The following is a 25889-nucleotide window of genomic DNA, read 5'->3' on the forward strand; positions in this document are numbered from 1 at the left end:
CGTTCGAACCAGCGTCGAGGCTACGGAGGATGCCCGGACCAGCACCGGAACGTCTCTTTCGGGTGAGGGCCTAGCCTCGTTGCGCAACCCTGACGGGCCCACGGCAGGAGACACGACTACGCCGAAAGGGGGTACCTCCTTTGGTCCGTTTCGACTCCGGTCCGGACGCCTCGACGCCATCGCCGAATGGCCGGACCGGGCTCACCTGCGTCAACTGTCCGAGCGAGGCGGCAGCGTGACACGAGCCGTGCGGCGCTCGCCGTCCAACACCCGCAGTGCGCGCGCCGACGTGGGGCCCGAATGCGCGTCAGTTCCTCGGTCCGGGCCGCCGGATCGCTCGCCCGGCCCCCCCACCGGCTTCCGCCCGGCCGGCAGCTCCGGAGGCGGCGCCCTGGGCCCCTGACGGGTCACAGCTCGGTTAACGTGCCCGAAACCCGGTCCAACTAGCCTCCCTCCACGCCACCAGGGACTTTGCCCGTGGCAGCGGCAACCGGGCCCCGCACGGTCCGGAGCGAGGACTGTGAGGTGGGCTGTGCAACTGACCCCGCACGAGCAAGAGAGACTGCTGATCCATGTGGCGGCCGACGTGGCCGAGAAGCGCCGGGCCCGCGGGCTCAGGCTCAACCACCCGGAGGCGGTCGCCCTCATCACCTCGCACATCCTCGAAGGCGCGCGGGACGGCCGTACGGTCGCCGAGCTCATGGCCTCCGGACGCAAGCTGCTCACCCGGGACGACGTCATGGACGGCATCGCGGAGATGATCCACGACGTCCAGGTCGAGGCGACCTTCCCGGACGGCACCAAGCTCGTCACCGTCCACGAACCGATCGTCTGAGGGGGCTGCGATGATTCCCGGAGAGATCCTGTTCGCGGACGAGCCCGTCGTGTTCAACGAGGGCCGCGAGGTCACCCGGCTGACCGTCCTGAACGCCGCCGACCGGCCCGTCCAGGTCGGCTCCCACTACCACTTCGCCGAGGCCAACCCCGGCCTGGACTTCGACCGTGCCGCCGCCCGCGGCAAGCGCCTGAACATCGCCGCCGGCACCGCCGTGCGCTTCGAGCCCGGCATCCCCGTCGACGTCGAACTCGTCCCGCTGGCCGGCGCCCGCGTCGTGCCCGGACTGCGCGGGGAGACCGGAGGTGCCCTCGATGCCTGAGATCTCCCGGGCCGCGTACGCCGACCTGTTCGGCCCGACGACCGGCGACCGGATCCGGCTCGCCGACACCGATCTGCTGGTCGAGATCGAGGAGGACCGCTCCGGCGGCCCCGGACTCTCCGGTGACGAGGCCGTGTTCGGAGGCGGCAAGGTCATCCGCGAGTCCATGGGACAGTCGCGTGCCACGCGCGCCGAAGGCACCCCGGACACGGTGATCACCGGCGCGGTCGTGATCGACCACTGGGGGATCGTCAAGGCGGACGTCGGCATCCGCGACGGACGGATCACCGGCCTCGGCAAGGCGGGCAACCCCGACACCATGGACGGGGTCCACCCCGACCTCGTCATCGGCCCCGAGACCGAGATCATCTCGGGCAACGGCCGGATCCTCACGGCCGGCGCCATCGACGCGCACGTCCACTTCATCTGCCCGCAGATCGCCGACGAGGCGCTGGCGGCGGGGATCACCACGCTGATCGGCGGCGGCACCGGACCGGCCGAGGGCTCCAAGGCGACCACCGTGACGCCGGGGCCCTGGCATCTGGCGCGGATGCTGGAGGCAATGGAGCAGTACCCCCTCAACGTCGGCTTCCTCGGCAAGGGCAACACCGTCTCGCACGAGGCGATGCTGTCGCAGATCCGCGGCGGCGCGATGGGGCTGAAGCTGCACGAGGACTGGGGCTCCACGCCCGCCGTCATCGACGCCTCGCTGACCGTCGCCGACCGCACCGGCATCCAGGTCGCCATCCACACCGACACGTTGAACGAGGCCGGGTTCGTCGGTGACACCCTCGCCGCCATCGGCGGCCGGGGCATCCACGCCTACCACACCGAAGGCGCGGGCGGCGGGCACGCGCCGGACATCATGACCGTGGTCTCCGAGCCGCATGTGCTGCCCAGCTCCACCAACCCGACGCGGCCGTTCACCGTCAACACCGCCGAGGAACACCTCGACATGCTGATGGTGTGCCACCACCTGAACCCCGCGGTGCCGGAGGACCTCGCCTTCGCCGAGTCCCGCATCCGGCCCTCGACCATCGGCGCCGAGGACATCCTGCACGACCTCGGCGCCATCTCGATCATCTCCTCCGACTCGCAGGCCATGGGACGCGTCGGCGAGGTCGTCATGCGGACCTGGCAGACCGCGCATGTGATGAAGGGGCGGCGGGGAGCACTGCCCGGGGACGGGCGCGCGGACAATCTCCGGGTACGGCGGTACGTCGCCAAGTACACGATCAACCCCGCCCTCGCCCAGGGCATCGCCGGGCAGGTCGGGTCCGTGGAGACCGGGAAGCTCGCCGACCTGGTGCTGTGGGAGCCGGCGTTCTTCGGGGTCAAGCCGCACCTGGTCATCAAGGGCGGGCAGATCGCCTACGCGCAGATGGGCGACGCCAACGCCTCCATCCCCACCCCGCAGCCGATCCTGCCGCGCCCCATGTACGGCGCGATCGGCCGCGGCCCGGCCGCCAACTCCCTGAACTTCGTGGCCCCCTTGGCGATCGAGGACGGGCTCCCCGAGCGGCTGCGGCTCGGCAAGCGGTTCGTGGGGATCGAGTCGACCCGGGGGGTCACCAAGGCCGACATGCGGGAGAACTCCGCCCGGCCCGAGGTGCGGGTGGATCCCGACAGTTTTGCCGTGCACATCGACGGGGAGCTGGTCGAGGCCGCTCCCGCCGCTGAACTGCCCATGGCGCAGCGCTACTTCCTCTTCTGATGTCCAGGGCAGCGCTGCTCGTCCTGGCCGACGGACGGTTCCCCGCCGGGGGCCACGCGCACTCCGGCGGGGCCGAGGCCGCGGTCAAGGCGGGACGGATCACCGGGACCGGGACCCTGGAGGACTTCTGCCGCGGGCGGTTGCACACGGCGGGGCGGGTCGCCGCGGCCCTCGCCGCGTCGGCCGCGCTCGGGGTGGACGCGGTGGCGTTGGACGCGGCCGCGGACGCCCGCACCCCCTCGCCCGCGTTGCGGACCGCCGCGCGGAAGCTGGGGCGGCAGTTGCTGCGGGCCGCCCGGGCCGTCTGGCCCTGCGACGAACTCGACGCCCTGGCCGGGACGTTCCCCAAGGGGGCGCACCAGCCGGTGGTGCTGGGGGTCGCTGCCCGGGCGGCGGGGCTCGGACCGGTGGACGCGGCGTACTGCGCCGTCTACGAGAGCGTCAGCGGGCCCGCGTCCGCGACCGTACGACTGCTGAGCCTCGATCCGTTCGAGGCCACGGCCGTGCTGGCCCGGCTCGCTCCCGAGCTGGACCGGGTCGTGGACCAGGCGGTACAGGCCGCGCGGGCGGTGGCCGACGAGGGAGTCGACGCGCTGCCCGCCGCGTCCTCGCCGCTGCTGGAGATCGGCGCGGAGGTGCACGCCTCCTGGGCGGTGCGGTTGTTCGCGTCCTGAGATCACACGCAAGGCCGGCCCGACGGGCTGAACGGACCAGGCCGGCAGAGAAGGAGCCGTACATGCATCTCGACCACTCCCACGACGGGCCCGCCGCCCTCAGCGCCGACGCCCGGCGCCCCGACGGCTCCCGCCGTGCCCTGCGGATCGGGCTCGGCGGGCCCGTGGGGTCCGGGAAGACCGCCACCGTCGCAGCCCTCTGCCGGGCCCTGCGCGACGAGTTGTCCCTCGCCGTCGTCACCAACGACATCTACACCCGCGAGGACGCCGAGTTCCTGCTGCGGGAAGCCGTGCTGCCGCCCGAGCGGATCACCGCCGTGGAGACCGGCGCCTGTCCGCACACCGCCATCCGGGACGACATCTCCGCCAACCTCGAAGCCGTCGAGGACCTGGAGGACGAGGTCGGGCCGCTGCAGCTCATCCTCGTGGAGTCCGGCGGGGACAACCTCACGGCGACCTTCTCCAAGGGGCTCGTCGACGCGCAGATCTTCGTGATCGACGTGGCCGGCGGCGACGACATCCCGCGCAAGGGCGGACCCGGCGTGACCACCGCCGATCTGCTCGTCGTCAACAAGACCGACCTCGCCCCCTACGTCGGCTCCGACCTCGCCCGCATGGCGGCCGACGCCAAGGCGCAGCGGGCCGAACTTCCGGTGATCTTCCAGTCGTTGCGCTCCGAGCACGGCGTGCGGGACGTCGCCGCGTGGGTGCGGGCGCAACTCGCCGCGTGGTCGGCGTGATCGCCACCGGCGTCGCCGCCACCGCCCGGATCGGCGCCCGCGACGACGGCCGGGGCGGTACGGCGCTGCCCGTGCTGGAGGGCGAGGGGCCGCTGGCGCTGCGGCGCACCCGGGGGAGCGGGAGCGAGGCCCGGGTCATGCTCGTCGGCGCGATGAGCGGCCCCCTCGGCGGTGACCGCTTCGCCGTCGAGGCCGACGTGGCGCAGGGGGCCCGCCTGCACGTCGGATCCGCCGCCGCGACCATCGCCCTGCCCGGCCAGGCCAAGGGCGACGCCCGCTACGACGTCCGGCTCACCGTCGCCGACGGCGGCGAACTGCGCTGGCTGCCCGAGCAGTTGATCTGCGCCGGCGGCAGCGATCTGTACGTCACCACCCGGGCCGACCTCGGTGCGGGAGCCCGGCTGGTGCTGCGCGAGGAGCAGGTGCTCGGGCGGGTGGGGGAGGAGCCGGGGCGGCTCACCAGCCGGCTGACCGTGCGGATCGCCGGGCGGACCGTCCTGGACCAGGAACTCGCCTGCGGGCCCGGAGCGCCGGGCGGCTGGGACGGGCCCGCCGGACTGGCGGGGCATCGCGCGCTCGGGCAACTCGTCGTCGTACGGCCCGAGTTCGCGGTTGAGCCCGTGACGCCCCGCATCCTCGCCGAGCACGCCGTGCTGGTTCCGCTGGCGGGCCCGGCCGCACTGGTGACCGCCGTGGCGCCGGACGCGCGGGTGCTGCGTCAGGTGCTGGACCGGGCGCTGGGGGCGCTCACTGCGTGAACCGCCCGGCCCTGCGCCGTCGGAGGGCTCAGCCGAGCGGCATCTTCCGGAACCTGCGCCGGGGGCCGCTCGCCTCGGCCTCCTTCGCCTTGACCACGGCCGCGTACTCGTCGACGTACTCCTGCTCGGAGAGCGACAGGATGGCGTACATGATCTCGTCGGTGATGGCGCGCAGGACCGCCTTCTCGTTCTCCATCCCCGCGTAGCGGGAGAAGTCCAGGGGCTCGCCGAAGCGGATGACCACCGGGTGGATGTGGGGGATGACCTTGCCGGGCGGCTGGGCCTCGAAGGTGCCGATCATCGCGCAGGGGATCACCGGGACCCCGGCCTTCAGCGCCATCACGGCCACGCCCACCTTGCCCTTGTACAGGCGGCCGTCGTGCGAGCGGGTGCCCTCCGGGTAGATGCCCAGCAACTCGTCCTTGCTCAGTACCCCGAGGCCCTCGCGGATGGCGGCCTGGCCCGCGTCCTTGCCGGAGCGGTCGACCGGGATCTGCCCCGCGCTGCGGAAGAAGAAGGCCGTGAGACGGCCCTTGATGCCGGGGCCGGTGAAGTACTCGGCCTTGGCCAGGAAGGTGATGCGCCGCTTCAGGATCGCGGGCATCAGGAAGTGGTCCGAGAAGGAGAGGTGGTTGCCCGCGACGATCGCCGCCCCGGACGACGGAACGTGTCCGAGGCCCTCGATGCGCGGGCGGAAGACCAGTCTCAGCAAGGGGCCCAGCAACACGTACTTGAGCAGGTAGTAGAACAAAGAGGCGCTCCTCTACGTGCTGGTCAACCGGCGTGTTGTGGGGGTGTCAGTGTAGGCGCAGGCAGGGGCGCCCGTAACCGGGCCGGGACGACTGGCGCAGACCTTTCCGGCGACCTTGACAGCGGCGGCCGTGCTCACTCGACCGGTTCGGTGAGCGACTGCTCGGCCCAGATGATCTTCCCTTCGGGGGCGAAGCGCGTGCCCCAGCGCTGGGCGAACTGGGACACCAGCAGCAGTCCCCGGCCGCCCTCGTCCGTGGCGCGGGGATGGCGCAGATGGGGTGCGGAGGCGCCGCCGTCGAAGACCTCGCAGATCAGCGAGCGTTCCTTGATCAGCCGCAGCCGGATGGGCCCAGAGGCGTGCCGTATGGCGTTGGTGACCAGCTCGCTGACGACCAGCTCGGTGGTGAAGGCCAGCGGCTCCAGACCCCACTCGGTGAGCTGGCGGGTGGCGCTCTTGCGGGCCTCGGCGACCATGGCGGGGTCGCTCGGCAGGTCCCAGTCCGCGACCTGGCCGTCACCGAGCAGCCGGGTGCGGGCCATCAACAGCACCACGTCGTCGCGCGGCCGTACCGGCACCAGTTCGTCGACCACGGCACGGGAGTGCAGCGCGAGCGAGGCCGCCGGGCGCTCCAGGGCCGGCCGCAGCCGGTCCGGGTCCGTGTCGACGGCCCACGAGTCCCCGCGGGCCAGCAGACCGTCCGTGTACAGGGCGAGGACGCTGCCCTCGGCGAGGACCATCTCGACCGACTCGAACGGCGGGCCGCCGATGCCCAGCGGCGGGCCCTGCGGCAGATCGACGAAGGTGACCTCCCCGTCGGGCAGCACCACGGCCGGGGTGGGATGGCCCGCGGCGGCCATGGTGCACTGCCCGTCGACCGGGTCGTACACCGCGTACACGCACCCGGATCCCACCGCCCGCATGCTGCCGGAGCCCTCCGTGTCCGGGGCCACGCCGTCGTCCCGGGCCGACCGTCCGACCAGGTCGTCGAGGTGGGCCAGCACCTCCTCGGGCCGCAGGTCCAGCGCGGCGAGCGTCCGTACGGCCGTACGCAGCCGGCCCATGGCCGCGGCGGCGCCGATGCCGTGCCCCGGGACCTCGCCCACCACCAGGGCGACCCGCGCCCCGGACAGCGGCACCACGTCGTACCAGTCGCCGCCGAGGCCGGTCAGCTCGTCGGCGGGCCGGTAGCAGGCGGCGACCTCCACGGCGTCCTGGTCGGACAGCCGGTGGGGGAGCAGGCTGCGCTGAAGGACGAGGGCCGCGTCCCGTTCGCGGGTGTAGCGGCGGGCGTTGTCCACGCAGACCGCGGCCCGCGACACCAGGTCCTCGGCGAGCCGCAGATCGTCCTCGTCGAACGGCTCCTGGCGGCCCCGCCGGAAGAACGTGGTGATGCCCAGGGTCACGCCCCGGGCCCGGACCGGCACGATCATCACGCTGTGCAGACCCAGCTCCCGGAAGGTGGCCTCCCGGCCGAGCACGTCCGTCGCCCACTCCCGGGCCAGCGGATCCAGCTGTTCCGCGCGCCAGGAGCTGCCCGTGGTCAGACAGCGGATCGGCGGCGATCCGGCCAGATAGGTGGCGACCGAGCCGATGCCGACGGCCCCGTCCTCGTGCACCGAGCGATGGCCCGCCCGGCGCAGCTCCACCGGCTCGCTGTCGCTCAGCGGCCCCGGCGCCGGTTCCCCGCCGCGGATCACCGACTCCAGCAGGTCCACCCGGGCCAGGTCGGCGAAGCCGGGCACGGCCACGTCGGCCAGCTCCTGGGCGGTGTGCACCACGTCCAGGGTGCGGCCGATGTGCCGGCCCGCCTTGTCCAGCAGGGCGAGCCGCCCGCGGGCCCGGTGCCGCTCGCTGACGTCGACGACCGTGTAGTACACGCCCATCGCCCGGCCCCGGTCGTCGTCCAGCCGGGTGAACGACATCATGTGCGCCGTCTCCCGGTGCGGGGCGGAGCGCACCCGGCCCAGGTGTTCGTACCCGACCACCGGCTCCCCGGTCTCCAGCACGCGCCGCATCTGCGCCTCGACGCCCGCCGCGTCCAGACCGGGCTGTATGTCGCCCAGCCGCCGCCCGAGCCGCTGGTGGGCCGGTCCGCCGCCGAACTGCTCCAGCGCGGCGTTGGACCACACGAACCGCAGGTCGGTGTCGACGATCGCTATGCCGACGGGCGAGCGGGCCACCATCTGCTCCAGCACCGGCCGGCTCATGTTCCAGCCGGGCTCCTGCTCCATCTCCGACAGCAGCGCCAGCCAGCGGGCCGGACCGCCCGGCTCCGGCGCCGCCACGACCCGCACCATGACCCGTACCTCACGGCCGTCCGCCCGCCGGGCGGTCAGCAGCCCGGCCCAGCCGCCGTCCCGGCGACAGCGTTCGGCCAATTCGGGGACGCGGGCCGCGTCCCCGGCCGCCAGCAGCCCCGAGACCGGCCGGCCCACCACCTCCGCCGCCGGGTACGCGAACAGCCGCTGGGCCCCGCTGGTCCAGCAGGTCACCAGCCCCTGGGCGTCGAGCAGCACGGGGGCGGCATCGGCCACGTCGAACCGATGCCGCTCCGCGGCGTGCTCCTCGTGTGTGCCCACGGCCGACCTCTCCGTCGCTGGGTTCGCTGAGAGCGGTCCACGTCAGTGGTCTACCACCTCTGATCCCAGTGTTCACCCTCGCAGCGAGGAGCAAAGACGGCCACCGCGCGGATCAGACCTGCCCGAGCACCTTCTCCAGCGAGGCGAGTGCCCCGGTCAGCTCCTCCGCGGTGATCGTCAGCGGGGGCGCGAGCCGGATGGTGGAGCCGTGGGTGTCCTTGACCAGCACACCCTCCCGCATCAGCCGCTCACCGATCTCCCGCCCGCTGCCCACGGCCGGGTCGACGTCCACGCCCGCCCACAGGCCGCGCGTGCGGAAGCCGACGACACCCTTGCCGACCAGCTCCCGCAGACCGCCCCGCAGGACCACGCCCAGCTCGGCCGCCCGGCGCTGGAATTCACCCGTCTCCAGCAGTTCCACCACCGCGGTGCCGACCGCGGCGGCCAGCGGGTTGCCGCCGAACGTCGAGCCGTGCTCGCCGGGCCGCAGCACCCCGAGCACCTCCCGCCGGGCCACCACCGCGGACACCGGGACGATGCCGCCGCCGAGCGCCTTGCCGAGGAGCAGCATGTCGGGGACGACCGCCTCGTGCTCGACGGCGAGGGTGCGGCCGGTGCGGCCGAGGCCCGACTGGATCTCGTCCGCGACGAACAGGCAGCCCTTGCGCCGGGTCAGCTCCCGCACCCCGGCCAGATAGCCGTCGTCCGGGATGAGCACGCCCGCCTCACCCTGGATGGGCTCGATGAGCACCGCCGCCGTGGTGTCGTCGACGGCCTCCTCCAGCGCGGCCAGGTCGTTGTACGGCACGATCCGGAAACCCGGGGTGAAGGGCCCGAAGCCGGCGCGGGCGGTCTCGTCGGTGGAGAAGCTGACGATCGTCGTCGTACGGCCGTGGAAGTTGTCCGCCGCGACCACGATCGTGGCCCGGTCGGCCGGGACGCCCTTGACCTCGTACGCCCACTTGCGGGCCACCTTGACGGCGCTCTCGACCGCCTCGGCGCCGGTGTTCATGGGCAGCACCATGTCCAGACCGGTCAGCGCGGCGAGGCGTTCGGCGAACTCGGCGAGCCGGTCGTTGTGGAAGGCGCGCGAGGTCAGCGTGAGCCGGTCCAGCTGGCGGTGGGCGGCCTCGATCAGGCCGGGGTGGCGGTGGCCGAAGTTGAGCGCCGAGTAACCGGCCAGCATGTCGAGGTACCGGCGGCCCTCGACGTCCTCCACCCAGGTGCCCTCGGCGCGCGCGACGACGACCGGCAGCGGGTGGTAGTTGTGCGCGAGGACGGGCTCCTCGGCACGGATCAGGTCGGCGGAGGAACGGGTGCGCGCGGGTGCGGTCATGAGCGGATCTCCTGGGTGCAGCACTTGATGCCGCCGCCGGCCTTGAGCAGCTCGGACAGGTCGACGGGGACGGGGACGTAGCCGCGCAGGGCGAGCTGGTCGGCGAGGGCGGTCGCGCCCGGGGCGATGAAGACGTGCAGGCCGTCGGAGACGGAGTTCAGGCCGAAGGCCATCGCGTCCTCGCGGGTCGCCAGGACGGCGTCCGGGTACAGGCGCCGCAGCACCTCGCGGCTGCCCGGCGAGAACGCCTCCGGGTAGTAGGCGATGTTCTCCTCACGGCCGTCGTCGAGCACGAAGAGCGCGGTGTCGAGGTGGTAGAAGTACGGGTCCACCAGCGTCAGCCCGATCACCGGGACGCCGAAGAACTCCTGCACCTCGCGATGGGCCTCGCGGGTCGTGCGGAAGCCGGTGCCGGCCAGCACGTACCGGCCCGTGGGGACCAGGTCGCCCTCGCCCTCGCACACCGACTCCGGGCGGTAGACGTCGAATCCGGACGCCTTGAACCAGGTGTCGTAGTGGGTGGACTCGGGGCGGCGCTCGGGGGCGTGGAAGAGGGAGCCGAAGACCCGGCCGTCGACGGTGACCGCGCAGTTGGCGGCGAAGACCATGTCGGGCAGGCCGGGGACGGGCTCCACCGACTCGACGGTGTGGCCGTGGGAGCGGTAGGCGCGGATCAGCGACTGCCACTGCTCCTGGGCCAGATCGACGTCGACCCGGGTGTCGGGTTGCATCCAGGGATTGATCGCGTACTGGACGGCGAAGTGTCTGGGTTCGCAGACGAGAAAGCGCCGTCGGCGCTGCACACGGCTTTCGGGCACAGAGGGGTTCCTCCGCTTCCTGCGGTGTGGATGGGGTTGACACCACGGTAGGAAGTGACGGAGACGCCCGACAAGGAACAAGAGCTGCGTGTTCACGCAGGAATGCTGCGTATTTTCGCCGCTCAGCGCACGACTGCTGCGCCTTCGGGCGCCGGGTGACTGGCGCCCGCCTCCGGGCTGTCCGGGAGGAGGTGGGACAGCACCATCACGCTGATCGTCTTGCGGATGAACGGCTCGACGCGGATCCGCTCCAGCACCTCCTCGAAGTGCTCCACGTCCCGCGCCCGCACGTGCAGCAGCGCGTCCGCGCCGCCGGTCACCGTCATCGCCGCGGTGATCTCCGGATGGTTGCGGACCACCTCCGCCAGCCGCCGCGGCGGGGCCGCGCCCTCGCAGTACACCTCGACGTACGCCTCCGTGCGCCAGCCCAGCGCCGACGGCTTCACCGTGGCCGTGAACCCGGTGATCACCCCGGACTCCCGCAGCCGGTCCACCCGCCGCTTGACCGCAGTGGAGGACAGCCCGACCTCCGCGCCGATCTCGGCGAAACTGCACCTGGCATTCGCCATCAGGGCGGTGAGGATCTTCCGGTCGAGCTCGTCGAAGGGCGTGGGCCTGCTGTTCATGGCCGCACCCTATCCAGCGGGAACGTCCGACCTCGGCCCGTGTGCAGGCGTACGAATTGCTCCTACACTCCACGTTCATGCTGCGCGCCCTGGCTGTCGACGACGAAAGCCCTTCGCTGGAGGAACTGCTGTTCCTCCTCAACGCCGATCCCCGGATCGGCAGCGCGGAGGGCGCGGGGGACGCCACCGTGGCGCTGCGCCGGATCAACCGCGCCCTGGAATCGGGGCCGGGCGGGCCCGAGGCGATCGACGTGGTGTTCCTCGACATCAACATGCCCGGCCTCGACGGACTCGACCTGGCCCGGCTGCTCACCGGGTTCGCCAAGCCGCCGCTGGTCGTGTTCGTCACCGCGCACGAGGACTTCGCCGTCCAGGCCTTCGACCTCAAGGCCGTCGACTACGTCCTCAAACCGGTCCGCAAGGAGCGGCTCGCCGAGGCGGTCCGCCGGGCCGCCGAACTCATCGGCACCGGCCCCCGCATACCCGTCCACGAGCCCGACCCCGACCACATACCCGTCGAACTCGGCGGCGTGACCCGGTTCGTCTCCGTCGATGACATCACCCATGCCGAGGCCCAGGGCGACTACGCCCGGCTGCACACCGACAAGGGCAGCCATCTCGTCCGTATCCCGCTGTCCACCCTGGAGGAGCGCTGGCGCTCCCGCGGCTTCGTCCGCATCCACCGCCGCCATCTGGTCGCCCTGCGCCACATCGGCGAACTCCGCCTGGACGCGGGCTCGGTGAGCGTCCTGGTCGGCACCGAGGAGCTCCAGGTCAGCAGGCGGCACGCGCGCGAGCTGCGGGACCTGCTGATGAGGAGGACCTGACGGTGCCCGGCCAGGACCCCGCCGAGCGCCGCGTCGTCGTCACCGGCCCGCCCCGCCGCACCCCCGCGTCCGGCTACTACCGCCCGCGCACCGAGATCGACGAGCAGACCACCCTCGGCCACACCTACGTCCGCTCCCTGATGCGCTCCCAGCTGCGCGCCGCCCTCGCCGTGGTCGCCGTCCTCGCCCTGCTCATCGGCCCGCTGCCGCTGCTGTTCGCCACCGTCCCGGACTCCGACCGCCTGGAATGGACGGTCCTCGGTTTCGGCCTGTACGCCCCGCTCGTGCTGCTGGCCCGCTGGTACGTACGGCGCGCCGAACGCAACGAGCGGGACCTCGTCCGCCTCGTCGAGGACCAGGACCGCTGAGGGCCGACGGACCGTGAACGAGAACTACGCCGTCCCCGCCGTCGCGCTCGTCGTCCTGGCGACCGTCTTCGTCGGCGCCTTCGGCCTGCGCATCTCCCGCACCACCTCCGACTTCTACGTCGCCTCCCGCACCGTCGGCCCCCGCCTGAACGCGGCCGCCATCAGCGGCGAGTACCTCTCCGCCGCGTCCTTCCTCGGCATCGCGGGCCTGGTCCTGGTCCAGGGCCCCGACATGCTCTGGTACCCGGTCGGCTACACCGCCGGCTATCTGGTCCTGCTGCTCTTCGTCGCCGCCCCGCTGCGCCGCTCCGGCGCCTACACGCTCCCCGACTTCGCCGAGGCCCGGCTCGGCTCCTCGGCGGTACGGCGGCTGGCCGGGGCCTTCGTGGTGGGGGTCGGCTGGCTCTATCTGCTGCCCCAGCTGCAGGGCGCCGGGCTGACGCTGACCGTGCTCACCGGCGCGCCCGACTGGCTCGGCGGGGTGATCGTGGCGGTCGTGGTGGTGGCCATCGTCGCCGCGGGCGGCATGCGCAGCATCACCTTCGTGCAGGCCTTCCAGTACTGGCTGAAGCTCACCGCCCTGCTGGTGCCCGTGCTGTTCCTGGTCCTCGCCTGGCAGCGCGACGGCGCCCCGCACCACGCCTTCGACGAACCCGCCGCCTTCCGCGAGCAGCGCACCGTCCGCGTCGACGACAGCCTGGAGCTGCGCCTGGAGCGTCCGCTGACCGTCACCGTGAGCGGCACCGTCGACGGCCGCCCGCACGAGGACCAGCGGCTCGAACTCCCCGTCGGCACCCACCGCATCGAGGCCGGTACCCGGATGACGTTCGCCGCGGGCGCCGCCGTCCCGGAGGCCGAACGCGACGGCGACGGGGGCCTGTCGCCCTCCCAGGCCGAGAGCCGCGGCGAACGCCCGCTGTACGCGACGTACGGGCTGATCCTCGCCACCTTCCTCGGCACCATGGGCCTGCCGCACGTCGTCGTCCGCTTCTACACCAGTCCGCACGGCGTCGCCGCCCGCCGCACCACCGTCGCCGTCCTCGGCCTGATCGGCGCCTTCTACCTGCTGCCCCCGGTCTACGGCGCCCTCGGCCGGCTCTACGCCCCCGAACTGACCCTCACCGGTGACGCGGACGCCGCCGTGCTGCTGCTGCCGGAGCGGATGATCGGGGGCCTGGGCGGCGACCTGCTCGGCGCGCTGGTCGCCGGGGGCGCCTTCGCCGCGTTCCTGTCGACCGCCTCGGGACTGACCATGGCCGTCGCGGGCGTCCTCACCCAGGACGTCCTCCCCTCGCGCGGCGTACGGCACTTCAGGCTCGGCACGCTCCTCGCGATGGCGGTACCGCTCGCGGCGAGCGCCCTGGTCGGCGGGCTGCCGGTGGCCGACGCCGTGGGCCTCGCCTTCGCGGTGTCCGCGTCCTCCTTCTGCCCGCTGCTGGTGCTCGGCATCTGGTGGCGCCGGCTCACCCCGCAGGGGGCGGCCGCCGGGATGCTGGTGGGCGGCGGCTCCGCCCTGCTCGCCGTCGCCGCGACCATGGCCGGGCTGCCCGGCACCGGCGCCCTGCACGCCCTGCTGGCCTGGCCGGCCCTCTGGTCGGTGCCGCTGGGCTTCCTCACGATGACCCTGGTCTCCCTGGCCACCCCGAGCCGGGTCCCACCCGGCACGGCATCCATCCTGGCCCGCTTCCACCTGCCGGAGGAGCTGGCGGAGGTGAAGACATGAGCGGTGTGGCAGTGCCCCGGAGGGGCGCGGGGCCGTGTCAGGTGCGGCTCCGCCGCGTGGGCGCGATCAGCCACGACGCCGCCGCAACCGGCCGACGGCCTGTCCCGGCTCTCCCCGCGGAGCGCCGCGCGGAGGTGAAGGCATGAACGGTGTGAGCATGAGCGGATTCATCGCCGGGCTGTGCGTGGCGATCCTGCCGTTGCTGGCGGCGGGGTTCTGGCTGGGCCGCCGTACCGCGCGGCCCGAGAACCAGGGCGGGCTCGGTACGCCGGTCGAGCACGCCACCTTCGAGACCCTGCACACCGCCTCCCTCGCCGCGCCTCCGCTGCGGGCCGGACTGACCGAGGAGACCGCCCGCAAGTCGGCCCGCAGGCTGCGCTCCCTGCTCGGCACGGACGCCCTGTGCCTGACCGACCGGAAAGGGGTGCTGGCCTGGGACGGCGTCGGCGCGCACCACCGCGCCGAGATCATGGAACGGCTCGCGGGACCGCTGGAGTCCGGCCGCGGCGAGGCGTTCCCGCTGACCTGCGACACCCCCGACTGCCCCCTGCGCTGGGCGGTCGTCACCCCCCTCACCGTCGACGACCGCGTCCACGGCGCCCTGGTCGCCTGCGCGCCCCGCGAGTCCGCGGTCCTGGTCCGCGCGGCCGGGGAGGTCGCGCGCTGGGTCTCCGTCCAGCTGGAGCTGGCCGACCTCGACCAGTCCCGGACCCGCCTGATCGAGGCCGAGATCAGGGCGCTGCGGGCCCAGATCTCCCCGCACTTCATCTTCAACTCGCTCGCGGTGATCGCCAGCTTCGTCCGCACCGACCCCGAGCGCGCCCGCGAACTGCTCCTGGAGTTCGCCGACTTCACCCGCTACTCGTTCCGCAGGCACGGCGACTTCACCACCCTCGCCGACGAACTCCACGCCATCGACCACTACCTGGCGCTGGTGCGGGCCCGCTTCGGCGCCCGCCTCTCCGTGACCCTCCAGATCGCCCCGGAGGTCCTCCCGGTCGCGCTGCCCTTCCTCTGCCTCCAGCCGCTGGTCGAGAACGCCGTCAAGCACGGTCTGGAGGGCAGGACCGACAAGTGCCGGATCAGCATCACCGCCCAGGACGCGGGGGCGGAGGCCCTGGTCGTCATCGAGGACGACGGCGTGGGCATGGACCCCGTCCTGCTGCGCCGCATCCTCGCCGGGGAGGTCAGCCCGTCCGGCGGGATCGGTCTGTCCAACGTCGACGACCGGCTCCGGCAGGTCTACGGAGACGACTACGGACTCGTCATCGAGACCGCCGTGGGAGCGGGGATGAAGGTCACCGCCCGGCTGCCCAAGTACCAGCCGGGCGTGCACTCCGCGGGCCGGCTGACCGGCGCCTGAGCCTCACGTGGGGCGGGTGACCACCATGCCGAGGGTGATCAGCCCGAGCACGATCCAGCCGAACCACAGCCAGCCGTTGCTGCCGAGCGCCACCGTGTAGGCCGTCACCACGACGAGTCCGCCGACGGTGAGCACCCCCATCGTCCGCGTAGAGCCGTCCGTAGAACCGGGCATCGCAGCACCCTCCTCATGGTTCGTCCCCCACCATGGTGCCCCGTTCTGCCGCCGGACGGTGCCCCGGAGGAAACATGTGCCCGATTTCCGGGGCCGCACGCCCCGGATTCGAACGTACGTCTCAGTTCCCTCGGGCGTTGAGGGAGGCGAGATAGGCGTTGTACGCCTCCAGCTCCTTGTCCCCGTCCCGGTCGGCCGCGCGGTCCGTGCGCCGGGCCTGACGCTGCTCGGAGCGGTACCACTGGAACAGCAGCGCGATCAGCACCAGCACGGACGGGATCTCGCTGAACGCCCAGGCGATACCGCCGGCGGCGTTCTGGTCGGAGAGCGCGTCGATGCCGAGCGAGGCGGGCGGGTTCTCGAACGTGCCGACCATCGGGGCCGACGCCATCATCAGCGCGATCCCGAAGAACGCGTGGAACGGCATGCCCGCGAACAGCTCCAGCATCCGCATCAGATAGCCGGGCCGGTGCGGCCCCGGGTCCACGCCGATGATCGGCCAGAAGAACACCACACCCACGGCGAGGAAGTGCACCATCATCCCGATGTGCCCGACCTTGGAGCCCATCAGGAAGTCGAAGAGCGGGGTGAAGTACAGCGCGTACAGGCTCGCGATGAACAGCGGAATGGTGAAGGCGGGGTGCGTGACGATCCGCATGTAGCGGCTGTGCAGCAGCGCCAGCAGCAGCTCGCGCGGCCCCTTGCGGCCCCGGCCCGCGACCGGCAGCGCGCGCAGCGCCAGGGTGACCGGGGCGCCGAGCAGGATCAGGATCGGCGACAGCATGCTGATCACCATGTGCTGGACCATGTGCACGCTGAACATGACCATGCCGTAGTCGTTGAGCTTGGTGCACATCACCAGCGCGATGGTCAGCACCCCGGCGACGTACGACACCGTGCGGGTCACCGGCCAGGCGTCCCCGCGCCGCCGCAGCCGCACGACCCCCCACCCGTACAGGGCGAGCCCGGCCAGACACGCGACGAGGAAGAAGGCGTCCGGCGACCACTGGAGTCCCCGCCCCAGCGTGAACGGCGGCAGATCCACCATCGTGCCGTGCCCGCTGTGATCCATCCGCCGGCTCCTGTTTCGTGGGGGTTGTGCAAGTCTGTCCGGCCCCCACATTAGAACGGCCCCCGGTCACGCTCGTGACCGGGGGCCGTTCCGTTCACGGCTCGACTACAGGACGCACTCCGCCTCGGTGTACCGGTTCTCCGGCACCGTCTTCAGCGTCTCGACGGCCTCGGCCAGCGACACCATCACGATCTCGGTGCCGCGCAGCGCGGTCATCATCCCGAACTCGCCGCGGTGCACGGCCTCCACCGCGTGCCACCCGAACCGGGTCGCCAGGACCCGGTCGTACGCGGTGGGCGTGCCGCCGCGCTGCACATGCCCGAGGATCACCGGCCGGGCCTCCTTGCCGAGCCGGTGCTCCAGCTCGATGGAGAGCTGCCGGGCGATGCCCGCGAAGCGCTCGTGGCCGTAGATGTCCTTGCCGCCCTCGTCGAACTCCATGGAGCCCGGCGCCGGCTTGGCGCCCTCGGCGGCGACGACGATCGCGAACCGCTTGCCCGCCTCGAACCGCGCGCCGACCTTGCGGGTCAGCTCCTCGATGTCGAAGGGGCGTTCCGGGACGACGACGGCGTGCGCGCCGGCCGCCATGCCGGAGTGCAGGGCGATCCAGCCGGTGTGCCGGCCCATGACCTCCACGACCAGCACCCGCTGGTGCGACTCGGCGGTCGTCTTCAGCCGGTCGAGCGCCTCGGTCGCGACACCTACCGCGGTGTCGAAGCCGAAGGTGACGTCGGTGACGGCGATGTCGTTGTCGATGGTCTTGGGCACGCCCACGATGGGCAGCCCGCCGTCCGACAGCAGCCGGGCCGCCTTCAGCGTGCCCTCACCGCCGATCGGGATGATCGCGTCGAGCCCGAGTTCCTCGACATGGCCCTTGGCCCGCGCCACGCCGTCCCGCAGATGCGAGGGCTGGACCCGGGAGGACCCGAGGATGGTGCCGCCGCGGGCGAGGATGCCGCCCACCGCGTCCAGGTCGAGCTTGAGGTAGTCGCACTCCAGGAGGCCTTTCCAGCCGTCCCGGAAACCGATGACCTCGTCGCCGTGGTCGACGACGGCACGGTGCACGACGGACCGGATGACGGCGTTCAGGCCGGGGCAGTCGCCGCCGGACGTGAGGACACCAATGCGCATAGCCCGAAATACCTTCTCAACGTGGGCCGGGGACCGGACCACGCTGTCCGGCTGGATCCCGGCCACCCTACCGGCGTGAGGGGGTGACACCGTACCGGGCGTCCGCCTGCTGGACGTGCCCGCACATGTGAGCGGACGTGCCGTCAGGCGGGCCCGGTGAGCACGGTGGCAGGGCGCGCTGGAAGGCCGCTTCAGTACCTCTGGAGCACGGGTTCAGGCCGGCTGCTGCGCGGCCGCGATGCGCTCGGTGCGCAGCGCCTCGTACCAGCGGTCGTCGGTCGGCGGCAGGGCGTTGACGTCCAGCGCCAGCTTCAGCAGCAGATCGGCGATGAGCGGGTTCCGGGCCAGCACGGGGCCGTGCATGTACGTACCGAAGACCGTGTCGTTGTACGCGCCCTCCGTGCCGTCGCCCGTGCCGTTGCCCTTGCCGAAGCGGACCTGGGCGAGGGGGCGGGCCGTGGGGCCGAGATGGGTGACGCCCTGGTGGTTCTCGAAGCCGGTCAGCGGGGGCAGGCCGAGGCGCGGGTCGATGTCGCCGAGCACGTCGCCGACGCACCGCTGGCCCTCGCCGCGCACCGACACCACGTCCAGCAGACCGAGACCGGGCTCGCGCTGGCCGAGGTCGTTGATGAACTCGTGGCCGAGGATCTGGTAGCCGGCGCAGACCGAGAAGACGATCGCGCCGTTGCCCACGGCCCGGTGCAGACCGCCGTCCCGGCGCAGCCGCTCGGCCGCGAGCCGCTGCGGCCGGTCCTCGCCGCCGCCGATCAGATAGATGTCCCCGGAGGTCGGGATCGGCTGGTCGCTGCGCACGTCGAGGCGGGCCACGTCCAGGCCGCGCTGCCGGGCCCGGCGCTCCACGACCAGGACGTTGCCCTGGTCGCCGTAGGTGCTCAGCAGGTCCGGATAGATCCAGACGACCCGCAGTTGGTTGTCGCTCATGAGGTCACTGTCCTTACGGATACGTCAGTTGCCGACGCGGCGGCGCAGGTCCTGGAACGCGGTGTAGTTGGCGATGACCTCGATCCGTCCCGGCGGACACTGCTGCACGGCCTGGTCGAGGTTCTCGCAGACCTGGAAGTGCTGGTTGGCCACTTCCAGCCGCACCGCGAGGTCGAGCTTGCGGTCCCCGATGACGCAGATGGGGTGCCCGGTCAGACGCGTGTAGTCGACGTCCCACAGCCAGGAGGTGTCGGTGCCGTCGGCGCCGCGCGCGTTCACCGACAGGATCACCGGGGTGGGCGGCGGGTCGATCAGGGAGAACGTCTCCAGCCAGCCGGCCGGGTTCTTCGCGAGCAGCAGGCGCAGGTCGCGGCCCTGGAACTGGACGACGTCGTAGCGTCCGGCGACCGCCTGCACCTGGTACATGCGCTCCAGGGCCACCTGCGGCGGCACCCCGAACACGGCGGCGACGGCGGCCGAGGAGGCGGCGTTGGCCTTGTTGGCGCGGCCCGGCAGCTGGAGGTGAATGGGCCAGGCGGAGCCGTGCGGGTCGAGGACGTGGTCGCCGGAGAGCGCCCAGCTCGGCGTCGGCCGGCGGAAACCGCACTCACCGCAGAACCAGTCGTCGCCCGGCCGCTGCATCACACCGCCGCAGGACGGGCAGGACCAGGCGTCGTCCTTCCACATCTGCCCGGCGGCGACCCAGATCACATTGGGGGAGGAGGACGCGGCCCACACCACCAGCGGGTCGTCGGCGTTGGCGACGATCACGGCCTTCGACCCCGCGAGCCCCTCGCGCCAGGCCTCGGCGAGCATCCGGGTCTCGGCGGCGCGGTCGAGCTGGTCGCGGGAGAGGTTCAGCAGGGCGATGCACTTGGGGTCGGTGTCCCGGGCGACGCCCGCGAGGTACTTCTCGTCGACCTCGATGACGCCGTAACGGGCCTCCGAGCCACCGGCCAGCGCGGAGGTGATACCGGCGGGCATGTTGGCGCCGAGCGCGTTGGAGACCACCGGGCCCGCGGCGCCCAGCGCCTCCGCGATCAGCCGGGTGGTGGTGGTCTTGCCATTGGTCGCCGACACCAGGACCACGTCCAGGTTCTGCGCGAGCCGTGCGAGGAGGTCGGGGTCGAGCTTGAGCGCCACCCGGCCACCGATCACCGAACCGCTGCCGCGCCCCGCTGCGCGCGATGCCGCCGCCACCGCCTTGCCCGCGGTAACGGCGATCTTGGCCCGCGGAGTGAGCGGGTCCGAGTTGCCTGCCATCAGTCCTCGATCCTCCCAACGTCGTAGGTGGTCAGCCTATCGAGATCCCCTCGCGCTCCCGAATCGGCCGTAATCTTGCGCCCATGCGACACGGCTCGATTCCGGGCGCCCACGGGCGTGTCCGGCCCCTCACCCTGCTCGGCGACCCGCTCCTGCACACCCCCGCCGAGGAGGTCACGGACTTCGGCCCCGAACTGGCGAGGCTCGTCGAGGACATGTTCGCCACGATGTACGCGGCGCAGGGGGTCGGCCTCGCGGCGAACCAAGTCGGCGTGCCGCTGCGGGTGTTCGTCTACGACTGTCCCGACGACGAGGACGTACGGCATCTGGGGCATGTGGTGAACCCGCGTCTGGTCGAGGCCGACGGTGTGGTGGTGCGGGGGCCGGAGGGGTGCCTGTCCCTGCCCGGTCTGGAAGCGGGGACGGAACGGTACGACCACACGGTGGTGGAGGGGTTCACGGTGACGGGCGAGCCGGTGACGGTGCAGGGGACGGGCTTCTTCGCGAGGTGTCTGCAGCACGAGTGCGACCACGTGGCGGGGAAGGTGTACGCGGACCGCGTCACGGGGTGGCGGCACCGGCGGCTGATGCGGCAGGTGGCGCGAGCCTCCTGGAGCGGCTGACTCAGAAACCCGGGCCACCCACCTTGTCGCCGGCCGCCGCGAGACGGCCCCACAGCAGATCCGCCAGACTCCGCACCAACTCGGCCCGGGAACAGGGCCGTTCGCCCAGCCACCAGTCGCCCGCGGCATGCATCATCCCGACGATCCCATGGCCCCACACGCGGGCCAGCTGCTGGCTGCCCGGCCCGAGGTCCAGCCGCTCCTCGATGACCTGCGCCAGCTCCTCACCCATCCTCCGCAGCAGCGGAGCCGAGTGCTTGCCAACGTCGAACCCCTGGTCCCCGGTGTGCCCGCCCTCGGCGGGGTGCATCAGGAAGCGGTACACCTGGGGCCGTGCCTCGATGGCGGCCAAGTAGGTCTCCAGCGTGGCCTCCACCCGCTGCCGTCGCTCCGCGGGAGCGTCCAGCGCGGCCCGCAGCGAGTCCAGCAGCGCGTCGGTGTGCCGCTTGGCCAAGGCCGCGTAGAGTCCGCCCTTGTCGCCGAAGTGACGGTAGAGGATCGGCTTGGTGATGCCCGCCTCGGCGGCGATGGCGTTCATCGAGGCCTGTGGACCGTCGCGCAGCACCACCCGGTCGGCGGCCTCCAGCAGCTCGCGCCGACGGCGGTCCGCGGACCGCTGCTGCTCGGTCCGCTGTGTGGTGTCCATGTGCTCTCCCCACCCGTGCTTTTTCGGTGACGCCTGCGCAAACTAACACTCAACACGTTCCTGACATCGAACGGGCTACCGACCGGTCATCAGGAGTTGACTTTTCCTACCCGTCGGTAACAGACTGCGGTTACCGCAAGTAACATGCACGTGCGCTGCCGCTGGAGGGGACATGGCCGAGTTCACCATGGAGCTCAACGACGAACAGAAGGAGGTCCGGGACTGGCTGCACGGTTTCGCCGCCGATGTCATCCGCCCCGCGGCCGCCGAATGGGACGAGCGTGAGGAGACTCCCTGGCCGGTCATCCAGGAGGCCGCCAAGGTCGGAATCTACTCCCTCGACTTCTACGCCCAGCAGTACTTCGACGCCACCGGCCTCGGCATCCCGATGGCGATGGAGGAGCTGTTCTGGGGCGACGCCGGCATCGCGCTGTCCATCGTCGGCACCGGCCTGGCCGCCGTGGGCGTCCTCGCCAACGGCACCGAGGAGCAGATCGGCACCTGGATCCCCCAGATGTACGGCGACGCCAACGATGTCAAAGTGGCGGCCTTCTGCTCCTCCGAGCCCGACGCCGGCTCCGACGTCGCCTCCATGCGTACGCGGGCCGTCTACGACGAGGCAAAGGACGAGTGGGTGCTCAACGGCACCAAGACCTGGGCGACCAACGGCGGCATCGCCAACGTCCATGTCGTCGTCGCGGTCGTCGACCCCGAACTCGGCTCCAAGGGCCACGCCTCCTTCATCGTCCCGCCGAACACGCCGGGCCTGTCCCAGGGCCAGAAGTTCAAGAAGCACGGCATCCGCGCCTCGCACACCGCCGAGGTCGTCCTGGAGAACGTCCGCGTCCCCGGCTCCTGCCTGCTCGGCGGCAAGGAGAAGCTCGACGAGCGCCTGGCCCGGGCCCGGGAGCGGGCCCGCAGCGGCGGCGAGCGGGTGAAGAACGCGGCGATGGCGACCTTCGAGGCCTCGCGGCCGGCGGTCGGCGCCATGGCGGTGGGCACCGCCCGTGCCGCGTACGAGGTGGCGCTGGACTACGCCACCACCCGTGAGCAGTTCGGCCGCCCGATCATCGACAACCAGGGCGTCGCCTTCCAGCTCGCCGACATGCGGACGTCGATCGACGCGGCGCGGCTGCTGGTCTGGCGGGCGTCCTGGATGGCGGTCAACGGCAAGCCGTTCACCGCGGCCGAGGGCTCGATGTCGAAGCTGTTCGCCAGCGAGACGGCCAAGAAGGTCACCGGCCAGGCGATCCAGATCCTCGGCGGCAACGGCTACACCCGGGAGTACCCGGTGGAGCGGATGCACCGGGATGCGGCCATTTATACGATCTTTGAGGGCACGAGTGAGATCCAGCGTTTGGTGATTGCTCGGACGCTCTCGGGGATGACCATTCGGTAGCTTCGGGTGGGAACGCTCACCGGTGCTTCAACGGCGTGAGCTGCTCGATGTCGTACCGCTTGCGCAGCTCCTCGATCGCCGTGTGGTCCGGCGGGCCCCCGTTGCCCAGGATCTCCAGCAGTTCCTCGAAGTACCGCTCATGGTCCGGCGGCGGGCTCGCCTGGAAGAACATCTTCGCGGGCTCGTCCGTCGGGTTGGCGAAGGCGTGCGGACAGCCGGGCGGTACGACGATCACCGTGCCCGGTGTCGCGCGTACCACCCGGTTGCCCGAACCGGACTCCCAGCGCTGCCAGTTGTCGGGGGTCCGGATCCTCGGCTCGAAGGCGAGCACGTCCAGCTCGCCTTCGAGCACGTAGAACAACTCCTCGCTGCGGGTGTGCACATGGGCGCCCACGTCGAAGCCGGGTGGCACGATCACCTCGAACGTGGACGCCATGCGCGAATGCGAGCCGGTGACCTTGAAGGTCACGTGCTGGGCCGGAGTCTGCACGACCCGGCCCTGGCCCGGCGGCACCAGCAGCCCTTCCGTCGCCGTCATCGACCGCTCACCACGTCACCGGCAGCGCCTCGGGCCCGCGGATCAACGCGCCCTTGCGGAACGGCACCTTCTCCGGCGGCACGGCCAGCTGCAGCCCCGGCAGTCGGTCCAGCAGCGCGTCCACCAGGAGCTGCGACTCCATCCGGGCCAGCATGCCGCCGGGGCAGTAGTGCGGACCGAAACCGAAGGACACATGCGGGTTCGGCGAGCGCGAGAAGTCGATCGTCTCGGGGAACGGGAAGACGTCCGGATCACGGTTGGCGGCCAGGTACGACACATAGATCGCGTCCCCGGCCCGGATCCGTACGCCCCTGATGCCCACGTCCTCCGTCGCGATCCGCGACAGGCCCACCGCGTTGCGGTGCGGGATGTAGCGCAGCAGCTCGTCGATGGCCTGGGGCCGGATCTCCGGCTCCGCGCGCAGACGTTCGGCGAGGTCGGGGCGGGTCAGCAGGATGTAGAACATCTGCCCGCTGTTGTTGGTGACCGCCTCGCCGCCGATCTGGAGGAGCACCGCGAGCCCCACGGCCTCCTCCAGCGTCACCTCGCCCCGGCCCACGGCGGCGCCGAGCAGGGAGGTGACGTCCTCGGCGGTACTGCCCTCCCGGAGCCCGATGAGATCGGCGAAGTAGGCGCCCATCTCGTGCTTCGCCTTCTCGCTGACGTCCGCGCCGTGCGCGGAGGACAGGATCAGCTGGGTCCAGGTGTGCATGATGTGGCGGTCCGCGGCCGGCACGCCCATCAGCTCGCAGATCACCGCGATGGGGAAGGGGGAGAGGACCGTCGCGGTGAGGTCGGCCGGCGGCCCGGCCCGGAGCAGTTCGTCGACCAGGTCGTCCAGCATCCGGCGGGACATGTCGCGGATGCGCTCCACGCCCTTGGTTGTGAACGCGGCGGCCACCGAGCGGCGCAGCCGGGTGTGGTCGGGCGGGTCCAGGAAACCGACCGCGCCGCGGGCCGGGATGAAGTGCGGGGCGAGCCGGGTGACCGGCCGGTCCATGACGGCCTCGCGGCTGAACCGGGGGTCGTTGGTCACCATGCGTACGTCCTCGTACCGGGTGACCAGCCAGGCCCAGCCGTCGCCGTTGGGCAGCTGGATCCGGGTGATGGGGCCCTCCCGCATCAGCTCGGTCAGCACCGGGTCGAAGTCGACTCCGGTCAGATCGAGCGCCGGCCAGTGCCGGATCGGGGGGAGGATCTCGGTGAGCGTCTCTTCGGTCATACCGCCTCTTCGTCCGTGCGCCAGCGGCCGAGTGCCATCTCGGCGGTGATGCCGGGACCGAACCCGGCCAGCAGCCCGCGCGCCCGGTCCTGGGCCCCGCCCTCGTCGAACAGCCGGCGCAGCGCGTCCAGGACGACGGCGCTGGCGATGTTGCCGTACTCGGTGAGCGTGGCCCGGCTGAACCGGAAGGCGTGCGGGTCGACCTGCAGGAACTTGCTGAGGTCGTCGAGGATGCGGGGCCCGCCCGCGTGGACGATGTAGAAGTCCAGGTCGGCGGCGTCCCAGCCGTGCAGCCCCGCGAGATCCTGGAGCGCCGGGGCGAGCGGCTCCATGGTGGCCGGCACCCGCTTGTCCAGCAGGAAGTGGAAGCCGGTGGCGCGGACGTCGTACATGATCCACTCTTCGGTCTTGGGGATCAGGTACGAGCCGTTGCGCTCCAGCTCGATGCCCTCGCCGCCCCGGCCGCGCACCACGGCCGCGGCGATTCCGTCGCCGAACAGGCCGTTGGAGAGCAGGGAGCCGACGCCGATGTCGGTGGGCTGGTAGCACAGCGAGCAGAACTCGCAGGCCACGATGAGCGCGTTGGCCTTGGGGTAGGCCGTGCAGAAGTCGTGCGCCCGGTTGATCGCCGCGCCGCCGGCCGCGCAGCCCAGCTGCGCTATGGGTATCTGGCGGGTGGTGGCGTCGAAGGCCATCTCGTTGATCAGCCAGGCCGTGAGCGAGGGCATCATGAAGCCCGTGCACGAGACGTAGATGATCACGTCGATGTCGGTGGTGAGCAGCTCCGCGTCGTCGAGGGCCCGCTGTACGACGGAGGGCACCCGGGCCTTCGCCTCCGACACGTAGATCTTGTTGCGCTCCTCGAAGCCCGGATGCTTCAGCGTCTCCTCGATGGGCTGCACGATGTGCCGGGTCTTCACGCCCGTGTTCTCGATCAGCCGGAGTGCCAGCGGGAGTTGAGGGTGGTCTGCGTGGCGGGAGCGCGCCAGCTCCAGCGTCTCCTCCATCGTGATCACGTGCTCTGGAACGGACACCGAGGGTCTGCACAAAGTCGCCATGAACCGTGCCTGCTTTCGCCTCAGAGGGTGGTCCAGTCCACCTTCACCCGAGGACGCGGCGACTTCGCGTCGGGCTACTCCAAACGCGCGATCACGACGAACCTGCACCCGGCCACGAAGCAATGACCCCTACGGCGCGCCGCCGCTGCTGTGGGCGATGCACGCCACGTCGATACGATCCGCCAGCTTGGCCAGCTCGATGGTCAGGGCGGCCACGGTGTCCTCGTCGAGATCCTCCCCGGCCTCGACGAGATGCAGCCACCGCCCACCCACGGTTCGCAACAACTTGCTCACATCGGCGGCAGCCACCTGCAAGGTCCCGCGGTCGTCGACGATCAGAGGCAGAGTCACTTCGCGGTTCACAAACGGGATGGTAGCCGCGCA

Annotated in this window: 27 protein-coding genes; 12 read left to right on the forward strand and 15 right to left on the reverse strand. The window is 71.8% G+C overall.

Annotated features, from left to right (window positions below):
- Positions 1-532 precede the first annotated feature (532 nt).
- From ACWD11_RS22930 to ACWD11_RS22955, 6 genes are all read left to right on the forward strand, one after another.
- On the forward strand, positions 533-835 hold the full coding sequence (locus tag ACWD11_RS22930) for an urease subunit gamma (RefSeq protein ID WP_389417606.1): 303 nt from the start codon (positions 533-535) through the stop codon (positions 833-835).
- A 10-nt stretch (positions 836-845) separates the two neighbouring features.
- Positions 846-1157 (forward strand): urease subunit beta, encoded by a 312-nt coding sequence (locus ACWD11_RS22935; protein WP_328869781.1) that lies wholly within the window; start codon positions 846-848, stop codon positions 1155-1157.
- Entirely contained in the window at positions 1150-2871 is a 1722-nt protein-coding gene (locus ACWD11_RS22940) for an urease subunit alpha (protein WP_451285140.1), read from the forward strand. Before ACWD11_RS22935 ends, ACWD11_RS22940 begins: the two co-directional genes overlap by 8 nt.
- Positions 2871-3545: an urease accessory protein UreF gene (locus ACWD11_RS22945; protein WP_451285142.1), complete on the forward strand. Its 675-nt coding sequence runs from the start codon at positions 2871-2873 to the stop codon at positions 3543-3545. The genes ACWD11_RS22940 and ACWD11_RS22945 overlap by 1 nt, the downstream gene beginning before the upstream one ends.
- Positions 3546-3607: 62 nt before the next feature.
- The gene (ureG, locus tag ACWD11_RS22950) at positions 3608-4285 is read left to right on the forward strand and encodes an urease accessory protein UreG (protein ID WP_389417609.1); all 678 of its coding nucleotides are present in this window, start codon (positions 3608-3610) and stop codon (positions 4283-4285) included.
- Complete coding sequence (locus ACWD11_RS22955) at positions 4282-5043, forward strand: urease accessory protein UreD (RefSeq protein WP_389417972.1); 762 nt, start codon at positions 4282-4284, stop codon at positions 5041-5043. Before ureG ends, ACWD11_RS22955 begins: the two co-directional genes overlap by 4 nt.
- A gap of 28 nt (positions 5044-5071) precedes the next feature.
- Here ACWD11_RS22955 and ACWD11_RS22960 read toward each other — a convergent pair whose 3' ends face one another.
- The 5 genes from ACWD11_RS22960 to ACWD11_RS22980 all read right to left on the reverse strand — a co-directional run bounded on the left by ACWD11_RS22960 (position 5072) and on the right by ACWD11_RS22980 (position 11156).
- Positions 5072-5794, reverse strand: a complete 723-nt coding sequence (locus ACWD11_RS22960) for a lysophospholipid acyltransferase family protein (protein WP_389417610.1) — start codon at positions 5792-5794, stop codon at positions 5072-5074.
- 134 nt (positions 5795-5928) lie between these two features.
- Entirely contained in the window at positions 5929-8376 is a 2448-nt protein-coding gene (locus ACWD11_RS22965) for a SpoIIE family protein phosphatase (RefSeq protein ID WP_389417611.1), read from the reverse strand.
- Between the two features lie 112 nt (positions 8377-8488).
- Complete coding sequence (rocD, locus tag ACWD11_RS22970; protein ID WP_389417612.1) at positions 8489-9712, reverse strand: ornithine--oxo-acid transaminase; 1224 nt, start codon at positions 9710-9712, stop codon at positions 8489-8491.
- A complete protein-coding gene (gene ddaH / locus ACWD11_RS22975) occupies positions 9709-10530 on the reverse strand; it encodes a dimethylargininase (RefSeq protein ID WP_389417613.1) in 822 nt (273 codons plus the stop codon). Before ddaH ends, rocD begins: the two co-directional genes overlap by 4 nt.
- 122 nt (positions 10531-10652) lie before the next feature.
- Positions 10653-11156: an Lrp/AsnC family transcriptional regulator gene (locus tag ACWD11_RS22980; RefSeq protein WP_389417614.1), complete on the reverse strand. Its 504-nt coding sequence runs from the start codon at positions 11154-11156 to the stop codon at positions 10653-10655.
- Between the two features lie 77 nt (positions 11157-11233).
- Between ACWD11_RS22980 and ACWD11_RS22985 the strand changes: the two genes are divergently transcribed.
- The 4 genes from ACWD11_RS22985 (at position 11234) to ACWD11_RS23000 (ending at position 15437) form a co-directional block, all read left to right on the forward strand.
- Positions 11234-11983 (forward strand): LytR/AlgR family response regulator transcription factor, encoded by a 750-nt coding sequence (locus ACWD11_RS22985; protein WP_389417615.1) that lies wholly within the window; start codon positions 11234-11236, stop codon positions 11981-11983.
- 2 nt (positions 11984-11985) lie between these two features.
- Positions 11986-12351 carry a hypothetical protein gene (locus ACWD11_RS22990; RefSeq protein WP_389417616.1) on the forward strand — a complete coding sequence of 122 codons (366 nt, stop codon included), beginning with the start codon at positions 11986-11988 and terminating at the stop codon, positions 12349-12351.
- 13 nt (positions 12352-12364) lie between these two features.
- Positions 12365-14074 (forward strand): sodium/solute symporter, encoded by a 1710-nt coding sequence (locus ACWD11_RS22995; protein WP_451285146.1) that lies wholly within the window; start codon positions 12365-12367, stop codon positions 14072-14074.
- A 157-nt stretch (positions 14075-14231) separates the two neighbouring features.
- The gene (locus ACWD11_RS23000; RefSeq protein WP_389417618.1) at positions 14232-15437 is read left to right on the forward strand and encodes a sensor histidine kinase; all 1206 of its coding nucleotides are present in this window, start codon (positions 14232-14234) and stop codon (positions 15435-15437) included.
- A gap of 3 nt (positions 15438-15440) precedes the next feature.
- Here ACWD11_RS23000 and ACWD11_RS23005 read toward each other — a convergent pair whose 3' ends face one another.
- The 5 genes from ACWD11_RS23005 to ACWD11_RS23025 all read right to left on the reverse strand — a co-directional run bounded on the left by ACWD11_RS23005 (position 15441) and on the right by ACWD11_RS23025 (position 20019).
- Complete coding sequence (locus ACWD11_RS23005; RefSeq protein WP_451285148.1) at positions 15441-15611, reverse strand: hypothetical protein; 171 nt, start codon at positions 15609-15611, stop codon at positions 15441-15443.
- A 121-nt stretch (positions 15612-15732) separates the two neighbouring features.
- Positions 15733-16683, reverse strand: coding sequence for a cytochrome c oxidase assembly protein (locus tag ACWD11_RS23010; protein ID WP_451285150.1), 951 nt, complete (start codon positions 16681-16683; stop codon positions 15733-15735).
- Between the two features lie 105 nt (positions 16684-16788).
- Positions 16789-17814, reverse strand: a complete 1026-nt coding sequence (locus ACWD11_RS23015; protein ID WP_389417621.1) for a 6-phosphofructokinase — start codon at positions 17812-17814, stop codon at positions 16789-16791.
- A 213-nt stretch (positions 17815-18027) separates the two neighbouring features.
- Entirely contained in the window at positions 18028-18756 is a 729-nt protein-coding gene (locus tag ACWD11_RS23020) for a type 1 glutamine amidotransferase (RefSeq protein ID WP_389417622.1), read from the reverse strand.
- A gap of 24 nt (positions 18757-18780) precedes the next feature.
- Complete coding sequence (locus ACWD11_RS23025; RefSeq protein WP_389417623.1) at positions 18781-20019, reverse strand: MurT ligase domain-containing protein; 1239 nt, start codon at positions 20017-20019, stop codon at positions 18781-18783.
- 83 nt (positions 20020-20102) lie between these two features.
- Between ACWD11_RS23025 and def the strand changes: the two genes are divergently transcribed.
- The gene (def, locus tag ACWD11_RS23030) at positions 20103-20642 is read left to right on the forward strand and encodes a peptide deformylase (protein WP_389417624.1); all 540 of its coding nucleotides are present in this window, start codon (positions 20103-20105) and stop codon (positions 20640-20642) included.
- Position 20643: 1 nt separating this feature from the next.
- Here the strand turns inward: def and ACWD11_RS23035 are convergent, their stop codons facing one another.
- Positions 20644-21288 (reverse strand): TetR family transcriptional regulator, encoded by a 645-nt coding sequence (locus ACWD11_RS23035; RefSeq protein ID WP_389417625.1) that lies wholly within the window; start codon positions 21286-21288, stop codon positions 20644-20646.
- A 172-nt stretch (positions 21289-21460) separates the two neighbouring features.
- Here ACWD11_RS23035 and ACWD11_RS23040 point away from each other — a divergent pair, with 172 nt between their 5' ends.
- Positions 21461-22687 (forward strand): acyl-CoA dehydrogenase family protein, encoded by a 1227-nt coding sequence (locus ACWD11_RS23040; protein WP_389417626.1) that lies wholly within the window; start codon positions 21461-21463, stop codon positions 22685-22687.
- 16 nt (positions 22688-22703) lie between these two features.
- On the opposite strand, the gene ACWD11_RS23045 is transcribed toward ACWD11_RS23040, so the two are convergent.
- From ACWD11_RS23045 to ACWD11_RS23060, 4 genes are all read right to left on the reverse strand, one after another.
- The gene (locus tag ACWD11_RS23045) at positions 22704-23225 is read right to left on the reverse strand and encodes a cupin domain-containing protein (protein WP_389417627.1); all 522 of its coding nucleotides are present in this window, start codon (positions 23223-23225) and stop codon (positions 22704-22706) included.
- 7 nt (positions 23226-23232) lie between these two features.
- Positions 23233-24447, reverse strand: a complete 1215-nt coding sequence (locus ACWD11_RS23050) for a cytochrome P450 (RefSeq protein WP_451285154.1) — start codon at positions 24445-24447, stop codon at positions 23233-23235.
- Complete coding sequence (locus tag ACWD11_RS23055; RefSeq protein ID WP_389417973.1) at positions 24444-25529, reverse strand: type III polyketide synthase; 1086 nt, start codon at positions 25527-25529, stop codon at positions 24444-24446. The genes ACWD11_RS23050 and ACWD11_RS23055 overlap by 4 nt, the downstream gene beginning before the upstream one ends.
- A 105-nt stretch (positions 25530-25634) precedes the next feature.
- On the reverse strand, positions 25635-25868 hold the full coding sequence (locus ACWD11_RS23060) for a DUF6213 family protein (protein WP_389417629.1): 234 nt from the start codon (positions 25866-25868) through the stop codon (positions 25635-25637).
- Positions 25869-25889 lie beyond the last annotated feature (21 nt).

Source organism: Streptomyces sp. NPDC002776, from assembly GCF_053592195.1.

What these genes read in the sequence shown, in the direction of transcription:
- rocD (WP_389417612.1), bottom strand. Translation starts at nt 9,712, where the DNA reads ATGACCGCACCCGCGCGCACCCGTTCCTCCGCCGACCTGATCCGTGCC.
- ureG (WP_389417609.1), top strand. Translation starts at nt 3,608, where the DNA reads ATGCATCTCGACCACTCCCACGACGGGCCCGCCGCCCTCAGCGCCGAC.
- ACWD11_RS22940 (WP_451285140.1), top strand. Translation starts at nt 1,150, where the DNA reads ATGCCTGAGATCTCCCGGGCCGCGTACGCCGACCTGTTCGGCCCGACG.
- def (WP_389417624.1), top strand. Translation starts at nt 20,103, where the DNA reads ATGCGACACGGCTCGATTCCGGGCGCCCACGGGCGTGTCCGGCCCCTC.
- ACWD11_RS23045 (WP_389417627.1), bottom strand. Translation starts at nt 23,225, where the DNA reads ATGACGGCGACGGAAGGGCTGCTGGTGCCGCCGGGCCAGGGCCGGGTC.
- ACWD11_RS23020 (WP_389417622.1), bottom strand. Translation starts at nt 18,756, where the DNA reads ATGAGCGACAACCAACTGCGGGTCGTCTGGATCTATCCGGACCTGCTG.
- ACWD11_RS23025 (WP_389417623.1), bottom strand. Translation starts at nt 20,019, where the DNA reads ATGGCAGGCAACTCGGACCCGCTCACTCCGCGGGCCAAGATCGCCGTT.
- ACWD11_RS23035 (WP_389417625.1), bottom strand. Translation starts at nt 21,288, where the DNA reads ATGGACACCACACAGCGGACCGAGCAGCAGCGGTCCGCGGACCGCCGT.
- ACWD11_RS23000 (WP_389417618.1), top strand. Translation starts at nt 14,232, where the DNA reads ATGAGCGGATTCATCGCCGGGCTGTGCGTGGCGATCCTGCCGTTGCTG.
- ACWD11_RS23005 (WP_451285148.1), bottom strand. Translation starts at nt 15,611, where the DNA reads ATGCCCGGTTCTACGGACGGCTCTACGCGGACGATGGGGGTGCTCACC.
- ACWD11_RS23015 (WP_389417621.1), bottom strand. Translation starts at nt 17,814, where the DNA reads ATGCGCATTGGTGTCCTCACGTCCGGCGGCGACTGCCCCGGCCTGAAC.
- ACWD11_RS23050 (WP_451285154.1), bottom strand. Translation starts at nt 24,447, where the DNA reads ATGACCGAAGAGACGCTCACCGAGATCCTCCCCCCGATCCGGCACTGG.
- ACWD11_RS23040 (WP_389417626.1), top strand. Translation starts at nt 21,461, where the DNA reads ATGGCCGAGTTCACCATGGAGCTCAACGACGAACAGAAGGAGGTCCGG.
- ACWD11_RS23010 (WP_451285150.1), bottom strand. Translation starts at nt 16,683, where the DNA reads ATGGATCACAGCGGGCACGGCACGATGGTGGATCTGCCGCCGTTCACG.
- ACWD11_RS22945 (WP_451285142.1), top strand. Translation starts at nt 2,871, where the DNA reads ATGTCCAGGGCAGCGCTGCTCGTCCTGGCCGACGGACGGTTCCCCGCC.
- ACWD11_RS22935 (WP_328869781.1), top strand. Translation starts at nt 846, where the DNA reads ATGATTCCCGGAGAGATCCTGTTCGCGGACGAGCCCGTCGTGTTCAAC.
- ACWD11_RS22985 (WP_389417615.1), top strand. Translation starts at nt 11,234, where the DNA reads ATGCTGCGCGCCCTGGCTGTCGACGACGAAAGCCCTTCGCTGGAGGAA.
- ACWD11_RS22980 (WP_389417614.1), bottom strand. Translation starts at nt 11,156, where the DNA reads ATGAACAGCAGGCCCACGCCCTTCGACGAGCTCGACCGGAAGATCCTC.